This is a genomic window from Halopiger xanaduensis SH-6 (genome assembly GCF_000217715.1).
Classification (GTDB): domain Archaea; phylum Halobacteriota; class Halobacteria; order Halobacteriales; family Natrialbaceae; genus Halopiger; species Halopiger xanaduensis.
This window is the reverse complement of sequence record NC_015666.1, coordinates 837,848-854,882: the sequence shown is the minus strand read 5'-3', so window position 1 is coordinate 854,882 and position 17,035 is coordinate 837,848. Positions and strand designations below refer to the sequence as shown.

20 protein-coding genes and 1 tRNA gene are annotated in these 17,035 nt (G+C 67.1%); 12 read left to right on the top strand and 9 right to left on the bottom strand.

Translation table 11 applies throughout. From position 1 onward, the window contains the following. Positions 1–3: 3 nt before the first annotated feature. Positions 4–786 (bottom strand): 23S rRNA (uridine(2552)-2'-O)-methyltransferase, encoded by a 783-nt coding sequence (locus HALXA_RS04215; RefSeq protein ID WP_013879075.1) that lies wholly within the window; start codon positions 784–786, stop codon positions 4–6. A gap of 212 nt (positions 787–998) precedes the next feature. Here HALXA_RS04215 and HALXA_RS04210 point away from each other — a divergent pair, with 212 nt between their 5' ends. After that, positions 999–1,244: a DUF7127 family protein gene (locus tag HALXA_RS04210; RefSeq protein ID WP_013879074.1), complete on the top strand. Its 246-nt coding sequence runs from the start codon at positions 999–1,001 to the stop codon at positions 1,242–1,244. 47 nt (positions 1,245–1,291) lie between these two features. Here HALXA_RS04210 and HALXA_RS04205 read toward each other — a convergent pair whose 3' ends face one another. After that, entirely contained in the window at positions 1,292–1,867 is a 576-nt protein-coding gene (locus HALXA_RS04205; RefSeq protein ID WP_013879073.1) for a uracil-DNA glycosylase, read from the bottom strand. Between the two features lie 148 nt (positions 1,868–2,015). Between HALXA_RS04205 and HALXA_RS04200 the strand changes: the two genes are divergently transcribed. From HALXA_RS04200 to HALXA_RS04180, 5 genes are all read left to right on the top strand, one after another. Continuing rightward, on the top strand, positions 2,016–2,450 hold the full coding sequence (locus HALXA_RS04200; protein ID WP_013879072.1) for a universal stress protein: 435 nt from the start codon (positions 2,016–2,018) through the stop codon (positions 2,448–2,450). Between the two features lie 98 nt (positions 2,451–2,548). Continuing rightward, positions 2,549–2,818: a hypothetical protein gene (locus HALXA_RS04195; RefSeq protein ID WP_013879071.1), complete on the top strand. Its 270-nt coding sequence runs from the start codon at positions 2,549–2,551 to the stop codon at positions 2,816–2,818. 251 nt (positions 2,819–3,069) lie between these two features. Beyond that, positions 3,070–3,813, top strand: a complete 744-nt coding sequence (locus HALXA_RS04190) for a DNA polymerase sliding clamp (protein ID WP_013879070.1) — start codon at positions 3,070–3,072, stop codon at positions 3,811–3,813. Between the two features lie 143 nt (positions 3,814–3,956). After that, on the top strand, positions 3,957–4,313 hold the full coding sequence (locus HALXA_RS04185; protein ID WP_013879069.1) for a helix-turn-helix domain-containing protein: 357 nt from the start codon (positions 3,957–3,959) through the stop codon (positions 4,311–4,313). Between the two features lie 103 nt (positions 4,314–4,416). Further along, the gene (locus HALXA_RS04180; protein WP_013879068.1) at positions 4,417–4,731 is read left to right on the top strand and encodes a HalOD1 output domain-containing protein; all 315 of its coding nucleotides are present in this window, start codon (positions 4,417–4,419) and stop codon (positions 4,729–4,731) included. 43 nt (positions 4,732–4,774) lie between these two features. On the opposite strand, the gene HALXA_RS04175 is transcribed toward HALXA_RS04180, so the two are convergent. Continuing rightward, entirely contained in the window at positions 4,775–5,644 is an 870-nt protein-coding gene (locus HALXA_RS04175) for an alpha/beta fold hydrolase (RefSeq protein ID WP_013879067.1), read from the bottom strand. Between the two features lie 223 nt (positions 5,645–5,867). On the opposite strand from HALXA_RS04175, the gene priL reads away from it, so the two are divergent. After that, entirely contained in the window at positions 5,868–6,962 is a 1,095-nt protein-coding gene (priL, locus tag HALXA_RS04170) for a DNA primase regulatory subunit PriL (RefSeq protein ID WP_013879066.1), read from the top strand. Positions 6,963–6,992: 30 nt separating this feature from the next. Here the strand turns inward: priL and HALXA_RS04165 are convergent, their stop codons facing one another. From HALXA_RS04165 to htpX, 3 genes are all read right to left on the bottom strand, one after another. After that, entirely contained in the window at positions 6,993–7,448 is a 456-nt protein-coding gene (locus HALXA_RS04165; protein WP_013879065.1) for a hypothetical protein, read from the bottom strand. A gap of 60 nt (positions 7,449–7,508) precedes the next feature. Continuing rightward, positions 7,509–7,775, bottom strand: coding sequence for a DUF7472 family protein (locus HALXA_RS04160; protein WP_013879064.1), 267 nt, complete (start codon positions 7,773–7,775; stop codon positions 7,509–7,511). 69 nt (positions 7,776–7,844) lie between these two features. Beyond that, on the bottom strand, positions 7,845–8,726 hold the full coding sequence (htpX, locus tag HALXA_RS04155) for a zinc metalloprotease HtpX (protein WP_013879063.1): 882 nt from the start codon (positions 8,724–8,726) through the stop codon (positions 7,845–7,847). Between the two features lie 361 nt (positions 8,727–9,087). On the opposite strand from htpX, the gene HALXA_RS04150 reads away from it, so the two are divergent. Then, a complete protein-coding gene (locus tag HALXA_RS04150) occupies positions 9,088–10,284 on the top strand; it encodes a 60S ribosomal export protein NMD3 (RefSeq protein WP_013879062.1) in 1,197 nt (398 codons plus the stop codon). Beyond that, positions 10,277–11,413, top strand: coding sequence for a class I SAM-dependent methyltransferase (locus HALXA_RS04145; RefSeq protein ID WP_013879061.1), 1,137 nt, complete (start codon positions 10,277–10,279; stop codon positions 11,411–11,413). Before HALXA_RS04150 ends, HALXA_RS04145 begins: the two co-directional genes overlap by 8 nt. A gap of 223 nt (positions 11,414–11,636) precedes the next feature. On the opposite strand, the gene HALXA_RS04140 is transcribed toward HALXA_RS04145, so the two are convergent. Beyond that, complete coding sequence (locus HALXA_RS04140; protein WP_013879059.1) at positions 11,637–13,481, bottom strand: helicase C-terminal domain-containing protein; 1,845 nt, start codon at positions 13,479–13,481, stop codon at positions 11,637–11,639. A gap of 226 nt (positions 13,482–13,707) precedes the next feature. Here HALXA_RS04140 and HALXA_RS04135 point away from each other — a divergent pair. Further along, positions 13,708–13,794 (top strand) — tRNA-OTHER (locus HALXA_RS04135). Between the two features lie 198 nt (positions 13,795–13,992). Here HALXA_RS04135 and HALXA_RS04130 read toward each other — a convergent pair. Further along, positions 13,993–14,235, bottom strand: coding sequence for a DUF7561 family protein (locus HALXA_RS04130; RefSeq protein ID WP_013879058.1), 243 nt, complete (start codon positions 14,233–14,235; stop codon positions 13,993–13,995). A 148-nt stretch (positions 14,236–14,383) separates the two neighbouring features. On the opposite strand from HALXA_RS04130, the gene HALXA_RS04125 reads away from it, so the two are divergent. After that, complete coding sequence (locus HALXA_RS04125; RefSeq protein WP_013879057.1) at positions 14,384–15,358, top strand: YkgJ family cysteine cluster protein; 975 nt, start codon at positions 14,384–14,386, stop codon at positions 15,356–15,358. 97 nt (positions 15,359–15,455) lie between these two features. Here HALXA_RS04125 and HALXA_RS04120 read toward each other — a convergent pair whose 3' ends face one another. Beyond that, positions 15,456–15,635 carry a DUF5786 family protein gene (locus tag HALXA_RS04120; RefSeq protein WP_049895398.1) on the bottom strand — a complete coding sequence of 60 codons (180 nt, stop codon included), beginning with the start codon at positions 15,633–15,635 and terminating at the stop codon, positions 15,456–15,458. A gap of 101 nt (positions 15,636–15,736) precedes the next feature. Here HALXA_RS04120 and HALXA_RS04115 point away from each other — a divergent pair, with 101 nt between their 5' ends. Then, complete coding sequence (locus HALXA_RS04115) at positions 15,737–16,762, top strand: DUF5784 family protein (protein ID WP_013879055.1); 1,026 nt, start codon at positions 15,737–15,739, stop codon at positions 16,760–16,762. Positions 16,763–17,035 lie beyond the last annotated feature (273 nt).

Genomic DNA, 17,035 nt, shown 5'->3' with positions numbered 1-17,035 from the left:
GACTCAGTCCCGATCGATCCGCTGGGCGAACCCGAAGTTCGGCTTGACGTCGTCGATGCGCACCTCGACAGTCTCGCCCTCCTCCGTCGCGGGGACGAACAGCCGGTAGCCCTCGACCGAGGCGATGCCGTCGCCCTCGTTGCCGACGTCGGTGATCTCGACCTCGAGTTCGTCGCCCGGCCGGACGGGTGCGGTGAGTCGGCCCTTCGCGATGAAGTACACCTCCGAGGATTCGTCGCGGGAAGCCTTCGGGCTGGTCGCGCGGACGTACTGGAACTCCTCCTCGACGTCGGCCCGGAAGTCGTCGACGTCGGGCCCCTCGAACACCTTCACGACGAAGTCGCCGCCGGTGTCGAGCAACTCGAGAGCGGTCTCGAAGGCCTGGCGCGCGAGGTGCAGCGAGCGGGCCTGATCGAGCGAGTACTCGCCGGACATGTTGGGCGCCATGTCCGAGACGACGGCGTCGACCTTCCCCTCGGCGGCGTCGATGACGCGGTCGCGCGTGCGCTCCTCGGTCATGTCGCCGCGGATCGTCTCGACGCGCTCGTTGATGTCGTCGTCGAACGGCTTGATCCGCTGGAGGTCGACGCCGACGACCCGTCCCTCGGGGCCGACCTTCTCGGCGGCGACCTGCAGCCAGCCGCCGGGCGCGGCGCCGAGGTCGACGACCGCGTCCCCGCGGTCGATGACGTTCTCGAGGTCGTCTAACTGTTTGAGCTTGTAGGCCGCCCGGCTGCGGTAGCCTTCCTGTTTCGACTTGTTGTAGTAGTGGTCGCGTCCTGTCATGGTCGGGTTCGGATCCGCGCCCCTCGAGGCGGTCGGGCCGAAGTCGGCCGACGGATCGAGGAGGCGATCGTGTTCGTCGAGCGGTACGGGCTAGACGCGGAAAGACTTGCTGAAACGGCGCCGCGGTCGAAACGGGAGACGCGACCGCAACAAAACCGGACGCGGCAGCTTCGTGCACACCCCTTACGGGCGGTGGCCCCGACCGGTCGACCATGGAAACACCACCCGAGCTGGAAGCCGCCGCGGGACGGAAAGAGGACGCGAAAATCACCACGCGCGAGTACGAGGACGAACAGGTCATCGCCGTCGATTTCGGGCCCAGCAGCGGCGAGCCGACGCTCGACGTCACCGAGAACACGGCGATCGTCGTCGTGGGTGACGACCAGTTCGAGTTCGAGGTCCCAGCCGACGCGACGGAGGTGACGGTCAACGACGGTATTTTGACGATCCGCAGCTGACGCTCCGGGCAGACACGCCGGGCTGACGCGACGCGACACGCGCTCGGCTACGCCCGCTCGAGCGCCGTCTCGAGATCCGACTCGATCGCGTCGACCTTGCTTCGATCGTACAGCGCGGCCGCGGGGTGGAACGACGGGATGACGAGCCGCCCGTTCCGTTCAAATTCCCGCCCGTGCAGATCGGTGATCGTCTCGTCGGTGTCCAGAATCTCGGCGGTCGCGAAGCTCCCCATCGGGACGAGGACCGTCGGATCGACGCGCTCGATTTCCGCCTCGAGAACCGGCCGCCAGGCCTCGATCTCGTCGACGTGGGGATCGCGGTTCTCCGGCGGCCGGACCTTGACGAGGTTCGTAACGTAGCAGTCGCGGCGATCGTAGCCGATCGACTCGAGGGCGCGATCCAGCTGTTTGCCGGCCCGACCGACGAACGGCTCGCCCCGTTTCACTTCCTGCCCGCCGGGGGCTTCGCCGACGAGCATCACGTCGGCCGACAGGGGCCCGACGCCGGGGACGAACTGGTCGCGATCGAAGTGTTCGTCCGGGATGGCCTCGAGGACGTCGGCGAACTCCGTTTCGAACTCCCGGTCGGTCGCCTCGTCGGGGTTGGCGTCGCCGTCGCTCATGTACTGCGCTACAGCAGCGGCGGAAAACACCGTTTCCTTGCGTACGCATCGCAGACGGCGACTCGTGCCGGCCGCCACGACGGGGTAGCAGTGGCGACTGCTGCAGTCGCGAGCGGACCCTTTTGTCGCCGGCCGTCCAACGGCGGGTATGGCCACACACGTTCTCGTTCCAGTAGATGACTCGGACCCGTCCGACGCCGCCCTCGAGTTCGCACTCGAGGACCAGCACGACGCGCGGATTACGGCGTTACACGTCATCGATCCGGCGGATCTCCGGGACTCGCCGACGCTCGAGATGGAGTCGGCCGAAGACTACGGCGACTTCCGCCTCCAGCAACAGGAGTTTTCGGAACAGATCCTCGACGACGCCGAGGAGAGAGCCCGGGAGTACGGCACGTCGATCGAGACGGATCAGGTGGTCGGCGCCGTCGCGGACGCGGTCGTCGAGTACGCCGACGAGCACGGCGTCGACCGGATCGTGATCGGCAGTCACGGCCGGACCGGCGCGAGCCGCGTCCTGCTCGGCAGCGTGGCGGAGACCGTCGCGCGGCGCGCGCCGGTGCCGGTGACGATCGTCCGCTGACGCCGGCACTGCTCCGAGGATGGGAGAGGCGCGCTTGAAACGGCCGAGCGTGCGCATTCAGGGGCGATCGTTAGGCTCGTAGCGGTCGCAGTACCGGTATGGCCGGCACACCAGACGTTAACAAAGTCGAGACCGAGGACGACTACATTCACGTTCGGTTTCGCGACCCGGATCGGTACGACGAGATCCGGACGCCCGACTGGGCGGACGACCCGGCCGAGTCGGTCTCGGCGGGCAGCGAGGTCCGCACCGGCAAGGTCGAGGGTGGCGACGACTGGGAGGTGACCAGCGTCCTCATCGAGAAGCACGTCGGCGAGGACAAAGCCGAGGAGCAGGCCGAAGAGATCGTCGAGAAGATCGAATCCTGACGCGGTGGCGCTCGAAGGCGGGGACGGCGACTCGAGCGGCGACGGCTCCCGAACGGTCCGTGGTTGCGAAACCTGGGCCGGCAGTTTTTCCGTTGAGCGGCGGACGGCGAAACGTGATCGGCGAGGCCGCCGACGAGGAGAACCGACTGCGCGACGAGTACTGACTCGTTACGGCTCGAAGCGTCACCGAACACCACACGCCCGCGCGTAAAGGGTGGCTTTTTATGGCAACCGTCCGTAGCCCGTCCTATATGTTCAAGGCCATCGTGAGCGCGGAAACGCTCACCAGCGCGCTCGATTCGGTGAGCGTGCTGGTCGACGAGTGCAAGATCCACCTCGAGGAAGACGGGCTCGAAATTCGAGCCGTCGATCCCGCCAACGTCGGGATGGTCGACCTCTCGCTCGACGCGGCTGCGTTCGAATCGTACGAAGCCGACGGCGGGCTGATCGGCGTCGACCTCTCGCGGCTCGAGGACATCGCGGGGATGGCCGAATCCGGCCAGCTCATCCAGCTCGAACTCGACGAGGAAACCCGCAAACTCCACATCCAGATCGACGGGCTCGAGTACACGCTCGCGCTGATCGACCCCGATTCGATCCGCCAGGAACCCGACATTCCGGACCTCGACCTCCCCGCCGAGGTCGTCCTCGAGGGCAAGGACGTCAACCGCTCGGTCACCGCCGCCGATATGGTCAGCGACCACATTGCGCTCGGCGTCAACGAGGGCGAGGAGTTCTTCTACGTCGACGCGGAGGGCGACACCGACGACGTCCACCTCGAGCTTACCCGCGAGGACCTGATCGACCTGCAGGCCGGCCCGGCCCACTCGCTGTTCTCGCTGGACTACCTGAAGGACATGAACAAGGCGATTCCCTCGGACGCCGAGGTAACGCTGCACCTCGGCGAGGAGTTCCCCGTCAAGATGTTCTTCGGCTTCGCGGAGGGGCAGGGCCAGGTCACCTATATGCTCGCGCCGCGCATCCAGAGCGACTAACGACGCGACCGCTGTCGTTCTCGATCCCCGCCGTCGACCGGATATCCTGTTTCGCTTCTCGCTGTTGCGAGTTTCGGCCGCCAGCGGCCGCTTCCTGAAACGTCCCTTCGGTTTTATCAGCGCCATCGTCGTTGCCGTGGGTAATGGCAACGCTCGTCGAGTTCACCGTCGACGGCGACGAGTTCCCGCTCGGCGCGCTGTTCGCGTCGCTGCCGGACGTCGCGATCGAACTCGATCGGATCGTTCCGACGACGGGGTCGCTGTGTCCCTACGTCTGGATCCGCGGCGCGAGCCCGGCCCAGCTCGAGGCGCTCGAACTCGCGTACGAGCGGGGCTACTTCGACGAGCCGCGGCGGGCGACGCTCGAGGACCTCGCGGCCGGGGTCGGGATCACGCGCCAGTCGCTCGCCGGCCGGCTCCGCCGCGGCCACCGGAACCTGCTGGCCGGACTGTTCGGTTTCGATCGACCCAGCGAGCAGCTCTCGGCGGAACGGCACTGACGAGCCGTAAATAGCTGCCGAGCCTCGCTGGCTACCGATTATGACTTAAAAATACTACATAGTAAGGAGCATACCTACCGGGCCGCCCGGAATAGGAGGGGACATGCCCTCCGTTGACGATTCCGAAGACGCGCTGCGGTACGTTGCGACGTTCGATCCCGACGCCGGCGAACGCGCGAGCGAGGCGATCGTGACCGCGATCGCGGCCCTCGTCGACGACGATCCCGCGTCCCTCTCCCCGCTGTACGACGCCGTCGATCCGGACGCGCTCAACGCGCTCGTCGCACACGCGCGACGGGCCGACGACGCCGGGACGCACGAACTCCGATTCACCTACGAGGGGTTCGACGTCGGCGTCCGAACGGACGGCCGAATTCAGATCGAAGACGCGAGCGCGGCGGCGGCCTCGATCGCCTGAATCGCGCCCTCGAGTAACTGGACGCACGCGGCCCTACTCCGCCTTATCTCTCCTGTTCTGCCAGAAACGACAGCAGCGACTCGTTCACTCGGTCGTCGCGTTCGACGAAGAAACAGTGCGAGCCGCCGTCGACGTGCTCGAGTTCCGCGTCTGGAATCCGCTCGGCGAGCAGCCGCGCGTTCGCGGGCGGGACCACGCGGTCGTCGGTTCCGTGCATGATCAGCGTCGGCACGCGGACGGACGCCAGTCGATCGGCGACGTCGAAGTTCGAGACGGCAGCGCCCTGCGCGATCCGCGCCGGGCCGCCGGCGTCCTGCTCACGTCGCCACTCGACGATCCGGTCCATGAGGTGCGGGTTTCGGTTGGTGAACCGCTCGGAGAAGACCGGTCGCATCGAGTCCCGGAGCCGCTTTCGGTCGCCGTCGCCGCCGCCTGCGAGCAGTTGCTGTCGGACGTCCTCGGGAATCGGCGCGGCGTCGGGACCGCCGTGGCTCGTACACAGCAGCGTCAGCGACGAGGCCCGCGGGTACTCGACGGCGTACTGCTGGGCGACCATCCCGCCCAGGCTCGCGCCGACGATGTGGGCGCTTCGCACTCCTGCATCCTCGAGCACGGCCTCGAGATCGGCGGCCAGCCCCTCGATCGAGTAGCCGAACCGGGACAGCAGCGGCGTCCGGAGTCGACCGGGTAGTCGCGGGAGCAGCGGCGGCAGCCCGGCGTCCGAGCGGCCGGTGCCGCGGGTATCAGGCGCGATTACCTGATACTTGTCGCGGAGCGCCTCGCGCTGCCAGCGCCACATCCAGCGGCCGAAGCCCAGTCCCTGCAGCAGGACGACCGGGTCGGCGGCCCCGTCGCCCCCACCTTTTTCGTGCTCGTAGTAGATCGACACATCGTCGCGCGTCGCCCGTGGCATACCCGACTCGACGTGTCGGATCCCCTTGAAATCGACCCTCGACGGCGGGGGTTCTCGAGGGCGCGCCAGCCGAGCCGCGCAGGGTAAGCAGCGCCTACCGAAGCCCGTCGACCGGCCGTGTCGCAGAGACGCCGGCCGTCGCGTTCGCGGCCGCGGACGAACGGCGCGAGGAAAACAACCACAATCAGCGGGCTTATCCCGCCCCAGTAAAATCACATTACCGATGCAGCGACTGCACGCCCGGTACCCGTTCCTCGAAGCCGCCCGCGAGACCGTGGCGACCGAGACGGTCGATCTCGGCACCGTCGTCGAACAGGACGGGGCCGTCGTCGACCGCGCCCGCCAGCGCGTGATCGCCGCCCTCGAGGACGGGACGGTCGGCGAACCGCACCGCGACGCCCGCGTCGAACTGCTCTCCTACCCCGTCGCGCGCGTGCTCGTCTCGATGGTCGACGAGCGCGTCCTCGTGCGCAAGTACGCCCGCGCCGAGGCCGCGACCGCCTACGACCGCTTCACGGCCGATCTCGAGGACACGACCGAACTCAAGAGCGTCGACTCGACCGGGCTGGATCTCGAGGACCTGCTCGCGGAGTTCGATCTCCAGGGGACCGTTCAGGAGACCGCCGACGGCGGGGGCGAGTACCGGATCGACGTCGGGACGTACGTGCCGCTGGCCGAAGACCTCTGGGAGGACGGCTGGCGGCTCGTGAACCAACCGCTCGACCGGGGCGCGGTCCCGGTCGACGAAAGCGATCTCCTGACGCTGTTGCGCGAGGCGATCCGCACCCGGATCGACGACGGCCTTCCCTTCGAGGTCCCCGACGCGATCGCGGACGCGCTCGAGGAGGAGGCCGCAGCAGTACGGGACGTGCTCGCGGACCTCGATCTCACCCGCGAGATCGACACCGTCGTCCCCGACCTGTTCCCGCCCTGCATGAAGGCGCTGCTCGACCAGATCCAGAAGGGCGAACACCTGCCCCACCACTCCCGGTTCGCGATCACCGCCTTCCTGACGAGCATCGGGATGACGACCGACGAGATCGTCGACCTCTACCGCGTCAACTCGTCGTTCGGCGAGGAGATGACCCGCTACCAGACCGACCACATCCGCGGCGACACCTCGCCGACGGAGTACTCGCCGCCCTCCTGCGCGACGATGCAGTCCTACGGCGACTGCGTCAACAAGGACGACCTCTGCGAGCAGATCCCCCACCCGATGGCCTACTACGAGGAGCGGATCGACGACGCGGACGACGACGACCTCGAGGACTGGCGCGAGAACGGCGGCGAGGAGAGCGAAGCCGCGAGCGGCGATTAGCTGTTTCTGTCAACGAATCTCCGAGTCCCGTCAAGACTTCCGCGGCGGGTCATCCGATCCGGCCAATTCGTCGGCCTCGTCCTGAATTTCTTGGAGGGCTCGCGTCTGCTCGCCGCGAGCGAGGCCGCCGGATTCGACGTGTCGACCGTCGTACTGCCAGGGCGGGATTGCGTTCCAGACGGTCCCGTCGTCGCCACCGCCGGTCCCGTCAGCGTCAGGGTCGGCATCGGCGTCAGCGTCTCCCCGGGTCGGTGCCCGAGAGTCGCCCGCGGATCGACGCGACAGAACCACGAGTGCGAGGGCGATACCCGCGAGGACGACCGACCCGATCACCGCCGTCGTCGCGTCGACGACGGTCGAGGTCCGAACGAGGACCGACGCGCCGAGCAGTGCAACGACGGCGACGACCGCAAGGTCGCGGCCCAGCGACCGGTCCGACTCGGTATCGGCGCCGTCGGCGTCGGCGTCAGTGTCGGAACTACTCATACCTGCTGTCAGACGACTGCAAAGAAAAGGGTGGCGCCGAGTTCACCCGGCGGAAATCGATCAGACCGTGTTTTGTGCGTCGACTTCGTCGTCCTCGTTCTCGAGGCCGTCTTCCGGGTCGTTCAATACGTAGGCGAGACCGACGCCGACCGCCGTCATCAGGAGAATGAAGCCGACGATGACGCCGACGAGGAGTTGGGCGCCGTCGGGGTTGAGCGTCCCGTTGGTACCGCCGTACGCGGTGCCGATGAAGAGCATGGCACCGAGCATCAGCAGGACGGAGGTCACGGCGGCGGCGATTTCGATCAGTTGCTCGCGCTCGGGCATTACAGGGTCGGTTTCGCCGGCCGGTCCAAAAGCGCTTCGAAGGGCGCGTCGCCGCGCCACCGCAACCGTCTACATCGCCGTCATTTCCCGCTCGAGGGAGCGCAGTTGTTCGATGCGCTTCTCGGTCGGCGGGTGGGTGCTAAAGAGGCGGCCGACGACGCCGGACTTGATCGGGATGATGAAGAAGGCGTTCATCTCGGCTTCCTCGCGCATGTCGTCCTTCGGGACCTTGTCCATCCGGCCGGAGATTTTCATCAGCGCCGAGGCCAGCGCCGACGGGTTGCCGGTGATGGCGGCCGCGCCGCGGTCCGCGGCGTACTCGCGGTACCGCGAGAGCGCCCGGATCAGCAGGTAGCTGATGATCCAGACGAGCAGCGAGACCAGAATGGCGACGACGATGCCGCCCCCGCCCTGCCGACCGCGGCCGTGCCCGCCGCCGAAGAACGCGCCCCAGCGGACGATCATGAACGCGATCGTCGAGAGGAACGAGGCGATCGTCATCACCATCATGTCCCGGTTTTTCACGTGGGCGAGTTCGTGGGCGAGCACGCCCTCGAGTTCCTCCTCGTTCAGGGTGGTCATGATGCCGGTCGTCACGCAGACGGCGGCGTTTTTCTGGTTCCGACCGGTCGCGAAGGCGTTGGGTACCTGCGAGTCGACGACCGCTACCTTCGGCTTCGGGAGGTCGGCCTGCTGGGAGAGGCGCTCGATCGTGGCGTGCAGTTGCGGGTATTCGTCCGCCGATACCGTCCGTGCCCCCATGCTGCGGAGGGTGAGCGTGTCGCTGAAGTAGTACTGGACGAGGGACATACCGCCGAACAGCACGACGAACACGACGAAACTGCCCATGTACGCGGCGATCACGCCCGCGAAGACGATGTACAGCGCGAACAGCAGAAACATCGTCAGGAACATCCGGGCTCGAAGACCCCAGTCCGCCTGCCATTGCATACTGTCAATTTCGGTCCGCAGACGAATAAGTGTCACCGATAGGACTGTCCGAACGTATTGGCTTTCGTACTATTTCGAGTGAGTGATTCTCAACCCCTTCGTTTCGCATGGAAACCCCACGACGGGGCACCGTCTGACGCGGCCGAATTAGCAAGCGTCTGACGAGTGGCTGACATCGAGGCGTACGGCAGACAGCGCGCACCCCTTCGTTTCGCGTGGACGAACCGACCGATTGGCAGATCGACGGATCAAGGACTCGAGCGCGACCGTAGACGGTCCGCGAAAGGAATCGAAAGCGTGTCCGAGAGCGAGCGGGACGGAGAGCGCGCCGTTTAACTCCGTGAGGAGCCAAACGGGGACGATGAGTGAATCGCGTGCGTTCTGCCCTCGCTGCGGGGACCCGGTGCCCGAGCGATCGGCGAGCGACGCAACGGACCCGCTTCGGCCCGGCGCGGAGGTCGAACTCTGCGACGCGTGTTACTTCGAGGACTTCGACTTCGTGGACGCGCCGGATCGGATCGACGTTCGCGTCTGTTCGCAGTGCGGTGCGGTCCACCAGGGGAACCGGTGGGTCGACATCGGCGCCCAGGATTACACCGACATCGCCATCGAGAAGGTCAGCGAGGCGCTGGGCGTCCACGTCGACGTCGCGGACGTCGCCTGGCAGGTCGAACCCGAACAGGTCGACGAGAACACGATCCGGATGCACTGCTTCTTCACGGGCGTCGTCCGCGGAACGCCGGTCGAGGAGGAAGTGACCGTCCCGGTCAAGATCTCCCGCCAGACCTGCCAGCGCTGCGGTCGGATCGCCGGCGACTACTACGCCAGCACCGTCCAGATCCGCGCCGAGGACCGCACCCCGACCGGCGAGGAGACCGACCGCGCCGAGGAGATCGCCCACCGGGTCGTCGCCGACATGGAGGCGACGGGCGACCGCAACGCCTTCGTCACCGAGATCGGCGAGGTCGACGACGGGCTGAACATCAAGGTTTCGACCAACAAGATCGGCAAGAAGATCGCCAACAAGATGATCGAGGAGTTCGGCGGCACCGTCAACGACGCCGAAACCCTCGTCACGGAAGACGAAGACGGCAACGAGGTCTACCGCGTCACCTTCGCCGTCCGCCTGCCGCCCTACACCCCCGGCGACATCATCGACCTCGCGAACGACGACGAGGGCCCCGTGCTCGTCCGCAGCGCCCACGGAAACCTCAAGGGCACCCGCGTGACGACCGGCGAGCGCTACGAGGCCAGCTACGAGGAGGGCAACTCCCCCGACGCGCGCAAACTCGGCGAACTCGAGGACGGCGTGGAGACGACGGTCGTCACCGTCGAGGACGAGAACGCGGTGCAGGTGCTCGATCCGGAGACCTATCAAGCGAAGACCGTCTCGAGGCCGGCGTACTTCGATCCGGAGGCCGAGACGGTGCCGGTGCTGAAGAGCCGGGCCGGGTTGCACATCCTCCCGGATCCGGACCCGAACACCGGCGACGACGGGGACGACGAGCCCTACGATCCGTACTCGCATACTGACATTGACCCCGATACCGATGTCTGAGGACGCCCTCGAGCGCGCGGACGACCCGCTGGCTGCGATCGTCGAAAAGCGACGGGCCGAAACCGCCATCGAGTCGCTGCGCGCCGAGGGCGTCTACGACGACGACCGGCGGGTGCGTGCGGCTCGAGGCCGACGCGACGCGGCGCCTGCGGACGACGACGACAATCCCGACAAGGTCGCACTGCCGGTTACCGAGCCGCCGACCGAGACCCGCGTCCTCGAGGTCGTCCGGCAACTCGAGCCCGACTACCGGACGACCGACCTCGCGGACCTGCTGGCCGAGCGGGGCTGGAGCGAGCGCGAGATCGAGGCGGCGCCGAGTTCGTGGGCCGTGATCGGCTCGGTCGTGCTGGTGACGGTCCCCGAGGACTGTCCCGACGAGACGGAAATGGCGGAGGCGCTGCTCGAGCTCCACGGCGAAGCCGACAGCGTGCTCGCGGACGAGGGCGTCGCCAACGACGGCCAGGCGGGGACCTACCGCGAACCCCGGACGCGACTGCTGGCGGGCGAGCGGGACACCGAGACGATCCACACCGAACACGGCACGCGGTACGGCCTCGACCCCGCGAAAGTGATGTTCTCGCCCGGGAATCAGGCCGAGCGCGCGCGGATGGGAGATATCAGCGGCGCCGACGAGCACGTCTTCGACATGTTCGCCGGCATCGGCTACTTCACCCTCCCGATGGCCCGGGCCGGCGCGCGGGTGACCGCCTCCGAGATCAACCCGACCGCCTTCCGCTACCTGCTCGAGAACGCCGTGCTTAACGAGGTCGACGACCGGGTCGAGGCCTACATGACCGACTGCCGCGATCTGGCGGGCGAGATCGAGGCCGACCGCGTCGTCATGGGCTACTACGGCAGCGCGGACGGCACCGACGCGGACGGCCACGGGACCCGATCGGACGAGGCCCGCGACTTCCTCGAGCACGCGTTCGAGGCGCTGGTCCCCGGCGGCGTCGTCCACTACCACGAGGCGACGCCCGAGAACCGGCTCTGGGAGCGCCCGCTCGAGCGGCTCTCCGCGGCGGCCGACGACGCGGAGCGGACGGTCGAGGTGCTCGAGAAACGCCGCGTGAAGAGCCACAGCGCGGGCGTCGTTCACGTGGTCGTCGACACGCGGATCGAATAACGACTCGTCACCGCCGATTACGGTCCGAGCAGCCGAACGGTCGTGAGATACATGCTACTGGAAACACAAGCCGTGCGTATGAACAAACGAAACAAGATCATCGCCGTGCTGTTCGCCCTGCTGACGGCGACCTCGATGATCGCGATGCCCGCGATGGCGCTCTTCTAGGCGAGCCGCGACGCGTTTCGCCGTCAATCACACCGCAGGACCGCAGGACGGGGCGCTACCCCTCGGTATCCCACACGTCAGCGACCGGACTCGAGGATGACGAAGACGACGAAGACCGCCCCGAACGCCGCGATCGCGACCGACTGCGGCCGCCGTTGCTGTCGTCATCGGTCGACGTTCCGCCGTGACCCCGCGTTCCCGTCACTCCATCGCTCCCGGACAGCGCCGCCCGCGGCTGGAACTCCGGTAACTCGGGTGTCGACATCCGGTCAACCTGTTCTTCGAACCAGTCGGGCATGTCCGTCCGCGCGCGCTCGAACAGGTCCAGCAGGCTCGAGTCCGCGAGGTAGGTCGCGCCGTGGTCGTCGGGGGCGCGAACGACGCGGCCGCAGGCCTGGATGACCGTCCGCAGGGCGGTCCGGTAGTACCACGCCCACTGGCCTTCCTCCAAGCGGTGGGCGACTCTCGAGTCGCCGGTGTTGAGGAACGGCGCCTTGCAAAGGACCTGCCAGCGACAGAGGTCGCCCTTCAGGTCGAGCGCCTCCTCCATCTTCACCGAGAGGAAGACGTCCGGATCGTTGCTGGCCTTCCACTCCTCTAAGGCGGCGTCGCGGCCGTCGCGGTCGTGGACGCGGATACGCTCGCCGACGCCGAAATCCCGCAGGAGGTCGGCCAGCCGCTCCTGGATGTCGTAGGAGTGGGCGTGGATCAGCCCCTTCTCGTCGGGGTGGCGCTGCATGAGCCGGACGATCGTGCGGGCGATCTTCGGCGTCGTGTCGCCGCGGTGCTCGTAGGTCATCTTCCCCTGCGCGACGTCGTACAGCGGTCGGTTCTCGACGGGGAAGGTGTGGCCGACGTCGACCAGGGCGACCTTGTCGGGGGTCAGGCCGACCTGCCGGCAGAAGGCGTCCTTGTTGAGGATCGTCGCCGACAGCAGCGCGAACTTGTTGCCCCGGTCCCAGACGGTGTGCTGGAGGTACTTCTCGGGGTTCATCGGCTTGATCGTCAGCGGGCCGCCCTGCGGGTCCTCGTCGTCGCCGTCGTCCTGGCCGCCCGAGGACGAGTTCGACGGGGACTGGTCGACGAGCCAGGTCGTCGGACTCTGGGGATCGCGATAGTCGGAGACGAACCAGTCGAGTTCGCCGATCAGTTCCTGCAGGCGGTCGCGCTCGCGCACTTCCGCCGGCGAGAGCGAGTCCTGCGCGAGCAGGTCGTCCTTGCGCCGGGTGCAGGTCTGCGCCAAGTTCTCGGCGTAGCGGACGGCTCGCTCGACGTCGTCGATCTCGGGGACGCGCAGGTCGTCCCAGAACGGCACCGTGCGCGGCCCCAGTTGGATCGTCGCGTACATCTCCGCCCATTCGGCGAGGCCGTGGGCCTCGTCGACGACGACCACGTCGCGCTTGCGGAACACCTCGCTGCCGGCAGTCTGCATGAAGTACGCGAGGGTCATCGCCGCGATCTCTCGGTTGGAGGCGATCGCGCGGTCCGAAAAGTACGGACAGCGATGTTTGACCGAGCAGTCGTACCCCCGCTCGCGGACGCAGGGCGCCTGATTGACCGGCGTGTTGCGCTCGTTCGGGAGGATACAGGAGTAGTTCGACTTCCCGCGGATCACGTTGAGATCAGCGAGCAGGTCGTCGGCCGCGACGTCGTCCAACTGGGAGACCTGCGGCGTCGTGTAGTAGGCGCCGGAGGCTTCGCTGGGCTCTGCGTCGTCGACGGTGCGGGCGCAGCCGGCGACGGCCCGCGCGAGCAGGGACTTGCCGCTCCCGGTCGGCGCGCGGACGAGAACCACGTCGTTACCGGCCGCGAACGCGTCGCGAATGTCGCGGAGGGCCTGCTCCTGATTCCCGCGGTAACTCGGGGCGGGAAACGCGTCGAAGATCCGCTCGGGGTTCACCGTTCGACTCACAGCGCGGCCGAGCCCTAAAGGCTACGGACCGTTGCGCGGATTGCAAGCAACGTCGTGTCGATAGTTCGATACGATCACGAGCCGACGACCCGTGACGCCGGGACGAATCGGCAGCGATCAGCCGCTCGAGTCCCCGATTCCGGCCGGTAGGTGGCGTATACCAGGGGGTAGCAGCCTGATTACAAATACGAAATCCGCCATCTGATCGACGTGCGGAAGGGTCGCTCAGCGGTAGAGCACCGCGGTGCCCTTGGCCCGCGGCGGCGTCAAGCCTCGTGGCGTTCAAATCCCACCCCTTCCGCTTGCGGTGCGGTTGCAGTTGCGGTGTACTGCTGTATGCAGTGCGGTGCGGGGTGACCCCGCAGCCAGTACGGTTCCAGTGTGCCAGTGCTCACGTGTCCGTGGTCGTGGGTTCGACTGCACCTGTCAGGTCAGTTCCCACGGTCGTCTCCACACTCCACTTTCCATTTTTATTGACCGCTCACGCCAAGATCGACAGCTACAGCACGCGCAACTGCGACGACTCCCCGTCCTGCTCGAGGCGCTCGACGTCCGCGGCGGTCGGCTCGTCCGGCAGGGCCTCGATGCAGGGGTAACACAGCAGGTGCTCCGACCCGTCCTCGAGTTCCAGGGTCATCGCGGTCCCCTCGCTGCCGTCGCGGTCGCCGAACGTCCAGAGGTTGGGGACCCCGCCAGCGACCGAAATCCGTCGACCGCAGCCGTCGCAGGTGTTCTTGGCCATACGTGATGATAGCAATCGAACGCTGAAAGTCGTTTCCTCGGGTCAGCAGGCGAGCGCTCGAGCCGCCGGCTGCGGACGCGAGGCCCCGCAAACCGGCAAAACGATGCGCCGGGCGAGGCGTTATCCCGGCCGACACGTATCCTCGCATATGGAGGTGCACTGCGAAGGCTGTGCGGGCTGTTGTATGGACTGGCGACCGCTGACGGACGGCGACGACGCTTCGGGCGGCCGGCGCAGGGCCGCACTCGACGACGACGATGACGCAACGCGAGAAGCGATAGACGGCGACCCCAACTTCGTCCCGCTCACCCGCGACGAAGTCCGGGCGTTCCTCGAGCACGGGATGGCGGCCGCACTAACACCGCGGTTCTGGAAGGCCGCCGACGAGGCAGAAGCGGTCGAAATCGACGGCTACGAGGTTGCATCCGTCGCCGACCGGCCGGTCTTCTTCGTCGGTCTCCGGAAGCCGCCCAAGCCGGTCGCCCCCTTCGGCCGCAAGGACGAAACCTGGCTGCCGACCTGCGTCTTTCTTGATCCGACGACGCTGCAGTGTCGCATCCACAACGGCGAGCTCTACCCCGCCGAGTGCGGCGCCTACCCGACACACAACCTCGCGCTCGAGCAGGAGACCGAGTGCGAGCGCGTCGAGGCAGCCTTCGGCGGCGAAGGCGATCGGCTCGTCGACGAGTCGGTACCCGACGACCTCGAGGGACTGCTGCTGGGCTCGCAGGCGATCGGACAGAAACTCTTCTGTCACCCGGTTCCCGAGCGACTCGAGGGAATCGTCGACCGCGTCGCGACGGGCGATCTGACCCGCGAGGACCGCGCGGAGTGTCTCGGGGTCGCCGCGGCCTCGAGCGCCGGCACCGTCGCGATCTCGGACTACCACTACGAGCGGGGCAAAGAGCGAGCGCTCGAGGCAATGGCGACGGACGAAACGGACGACGCCGAGTCGTGGGTCGGCCCGGCGATCCGCGAGTGGGAACGGCGGCGCGAGGCAGCGACCGCTGCCGACGACGATAGCGATGACGGTACCGACGTGCCGCCCGCGAGCGTCGCCCGAACCGTCGAGGACGACCGCGGCGCACCCGAAACGCCCGGCTGGGACGCCCTCGAGTCGTAACGCAGTCGCTCTCGAGGGGAAACAGAACGCGGAAACCGGCGAACCGCACCGTTACCGCGGGTTGCGGGGAGTGTGCGGTCCGAGACAGCGGTCGGCGCTACTTCGACTCAGTTTTGATCTGCTCGAACTGATCGAGAAGTTCCTCCGTAGACTCGCCGGAGTCGTACTCGACCTCGCCGTGGTAGATCGTCCGCTCGTCGTCGAAATCGGCGTCCACCCTCGAGGACTGTTGTTCGCGTCGCTCGTGTTCATCCTCGTCATAGGCACCCATTGACATGGCAATCATACACATGTAGTCGCGTCACACACATCAATGTAACGGTCGTTCATGTCGGACCAGCGCGTAAAACGTATGGCTGCCCGCCGTGTAGCAATCCCGTGGCACAGCCGCTTCGCTTTCGCTACTCGCCCGAGACCTGGAGCGAGCAGCGGGTCCGACAGGACATTTTACAGCCGCTCCGGTCGAATATCGGCGCCCGCGCCGTGACGCCGCGATTCGAGATCGGGGCCGACTGGACGACGCACCGATTCGAGATGCAAAACGGCGACCTCGCCCTGTTCGCACGCGGCGGCGACGGGGGCAACGAGGGCGGCTACTGGATGGGGAACACGGAAACGCCGTCCTCGCTCTGGCGAACCGACAAGTTCGGCTGGAAGGAGGTCCCCTACCACGTCGCCCGGTGGGCCCAGCGGGAACTGCTCGCGACCCTCCACGAGGAAGACTCCTGGCTCGCCGACTATCCGCACCTCTCGTGGTTCTTCCTGCCCGTTTTCATGTCAAAAGACGGCCGGGAATCCACGCGAGCCTTCTTCCGCGAGTACGCGGCCGGCTTCCCCGACGCCGGCCGCCGCGAAACGACCCAGTTTTTCGAAGAGTTCCTCGCGACCGGCGTACTGGACGACTACCGACACGTCATGGCCGGCAAGCTCGGCACCAGCAACCACGTCGATCGCGTCCGCATGAGCGCGACGATGGGGGAGTTCATCGCCGCGAAAATCCTCACCGAGGCCGGCTACGACGTCGTCCCCGAGATCGAAGTGACGACGGGCCACTCGCTAGATTTCCGCGCCGAAGACCCCCAGTCGAACGCGAACGTCCTCGTCGAGGTCACCCGGCCGCAGCCGCCGACCAACCGCGCGGCCAACGGCCCCGTGGCCGCCGTCCGGGATACGGCCGAGACGAAGACGAACGGCCAGCTCTCCCGGCACGGCGGCGGCGCCGTCCTCTTCGTCGACTGCTCGAGCTTCCGCGACGACAGCTGGTCGGCCGTCCGCGGCGAACAGCCGGACGTGCGCCACCGCCCCGCAGTTGTCTACCGTGCCCGGCCCAACGGCCACGTCGAAGGCTATCGGAAGGGGTCGGTGCCGCTCGAACTCGAGGATGCGATCGACTTTCTAAGCTGAGCGGTTGCTTCTCGCGGATACGAGATGGGTTACGGAGAACGACGATGTAGCGAAACGAAGTGACAGGAGGAAGTCGTGTCCCGCTCGCCGAGCGAGCGGTTTCACGCGAGACGCGTCGCGCCTCGCTGGCTCTCGTTCGCGCAGTGCGCTCACGAGAACCCCGAGCGCGCTTTCAGCGCGCTCGGCACTTTTCATCGAAATTATTGCGCCCAACGAGGGACGCGTTGCGTCCCTCGAGCCGTGCGAGCGGACTCCGTCCGCGCGCAGAGAGAG

Excerpts from the sequence above, each read along its gene's own strand:
- HALXA_RS04215 (WP_013879075.1), bottom strand. The coding sequence starts at position 786 with ATGACAGGACGCGACCACTACTACAACAAGTCGAAACAGGAAGGCTAC.
- HALXA_RS04210 (WP_013879074.1), top strand. The coding sequence starts at position 999 with ATGGAAACACCACCCGAGCTGGAAGCCGCCGCGGGACGGAAAGAGGAC.
- HALXA_RS04205 (WP_013879073.1), bottom strand. The coding sequence starts at position 1,867 with ATGAGCGACGGCGACGCCAACCCCGACGAGGCGACCGACCGGGAGTTC.
- HALXA_RS04200 (WP_013879072.1), top strand. The coding sequence starts at position 2,016 with ATGGCCACACACGTTCTCGTTCCAGTAGATGACTCGGACCCGTCCGAC.
- HALXA_RS04195 (WP_013879071.1), top strand. The coding sequence starts at position 2,549 with ATGGCCGGCACACCAGACGTTAACAAAGTCGAGACCGAGGACGACTAC.
- HALXA_RS04190 (WP_013879070.1), top strand. The coding sequence starts at position 3,070 with ATGTTCAAGGCCATCGTGAGCGCGGAAACGCTCACCAGCGCGCTCGAT.
- HALXA_RS04185 (WP_013879069.1), top strand. The coding sequence starts at position 3,957 with ATGGCAACGCTCGTCGAGTTCACCGTCGACGGCGACGAGTTCCCGCTC.
- HALXA_RS04180 (WP_013879068.1), top strand. The coding sequence starts at position 4,417 with ATGCCCTCCGTTGACGATTCCGAAGACGCGCTGCGGTACGTTGCGACG.
- HALXA_RS04175 (WP_013879067.1), bottom strand. The coding sequence starts at position 5,644 with ATGCCACGGGCGACGCGCGACGATGTGTCGATCTACTACGAGCACGAA.
- priL (WP_013879066.1), top strand. The coding sequence starts at position 5,868 with ATGCAGCGACTGCACGCCCGGTACCCGTTCCTCGAAGCCGCCCGCGAG.
- HALXA_RS04165 (WP_013879065.1), bottom strand. The coding sequence starts at position 7,448 with ATGAGTAGTTCCGACACTGACGCCGACGCCGACGGCGCCGATACCGAG.
- HALXA_RS04160 (WP_013879064.1), bottom strand. The coding sequence starts at position 7,775 with ATGCCCGAGCGCGAGCAACTGATCGAAATCGCCGCCGCCGTGACCTCC.
- htpX (WP_013879063.1), bottom strand. The coding sequence starts at position 8,726 with ATGCAATGGCAGGCGGACTGGGGTCTTCGAGCCCGGATGTTCCTGACG.
- HALXA_RS04150 (WP_013879062.1), top strand. The coding sequence starts at position 9,088 with ATGAGTGAATCGCGTGCGTTCTGCCCTCGCTGCGGGGACCCGGTGCCC.
- HALXA_RS04145 (WP_013879061.1), top strand. The coding sequence starts at position 10,277 with ATGTCTGAGGACGCCCTCGAGCGCGCGGACGACCCGCTGGCTGCGATC.
- HALXA_RS04130 (WP_013879058.1), bottom strand. The coding sequence starts at position 14,235 with ATGGCCAAGAACACCTGCGACGGCTGCGGTCGACGGATTTCGGTCGCT.
- HALXA_RS04125 (WP_013879057.1), top strand. The coding sequence starts at position 14,384 with ATGGAGGTGCACTGCGAAGGCTGTGCGGGCTGTTGTATGGACTGGCGA.
- HALXA_RS04120 (WP_049895398.1), bottom strand. The coding sequence starts at position 15,635 with ATGTCAATGGGTGCCTATGACGAGGATGAACACGAGCGACGCGAACAA.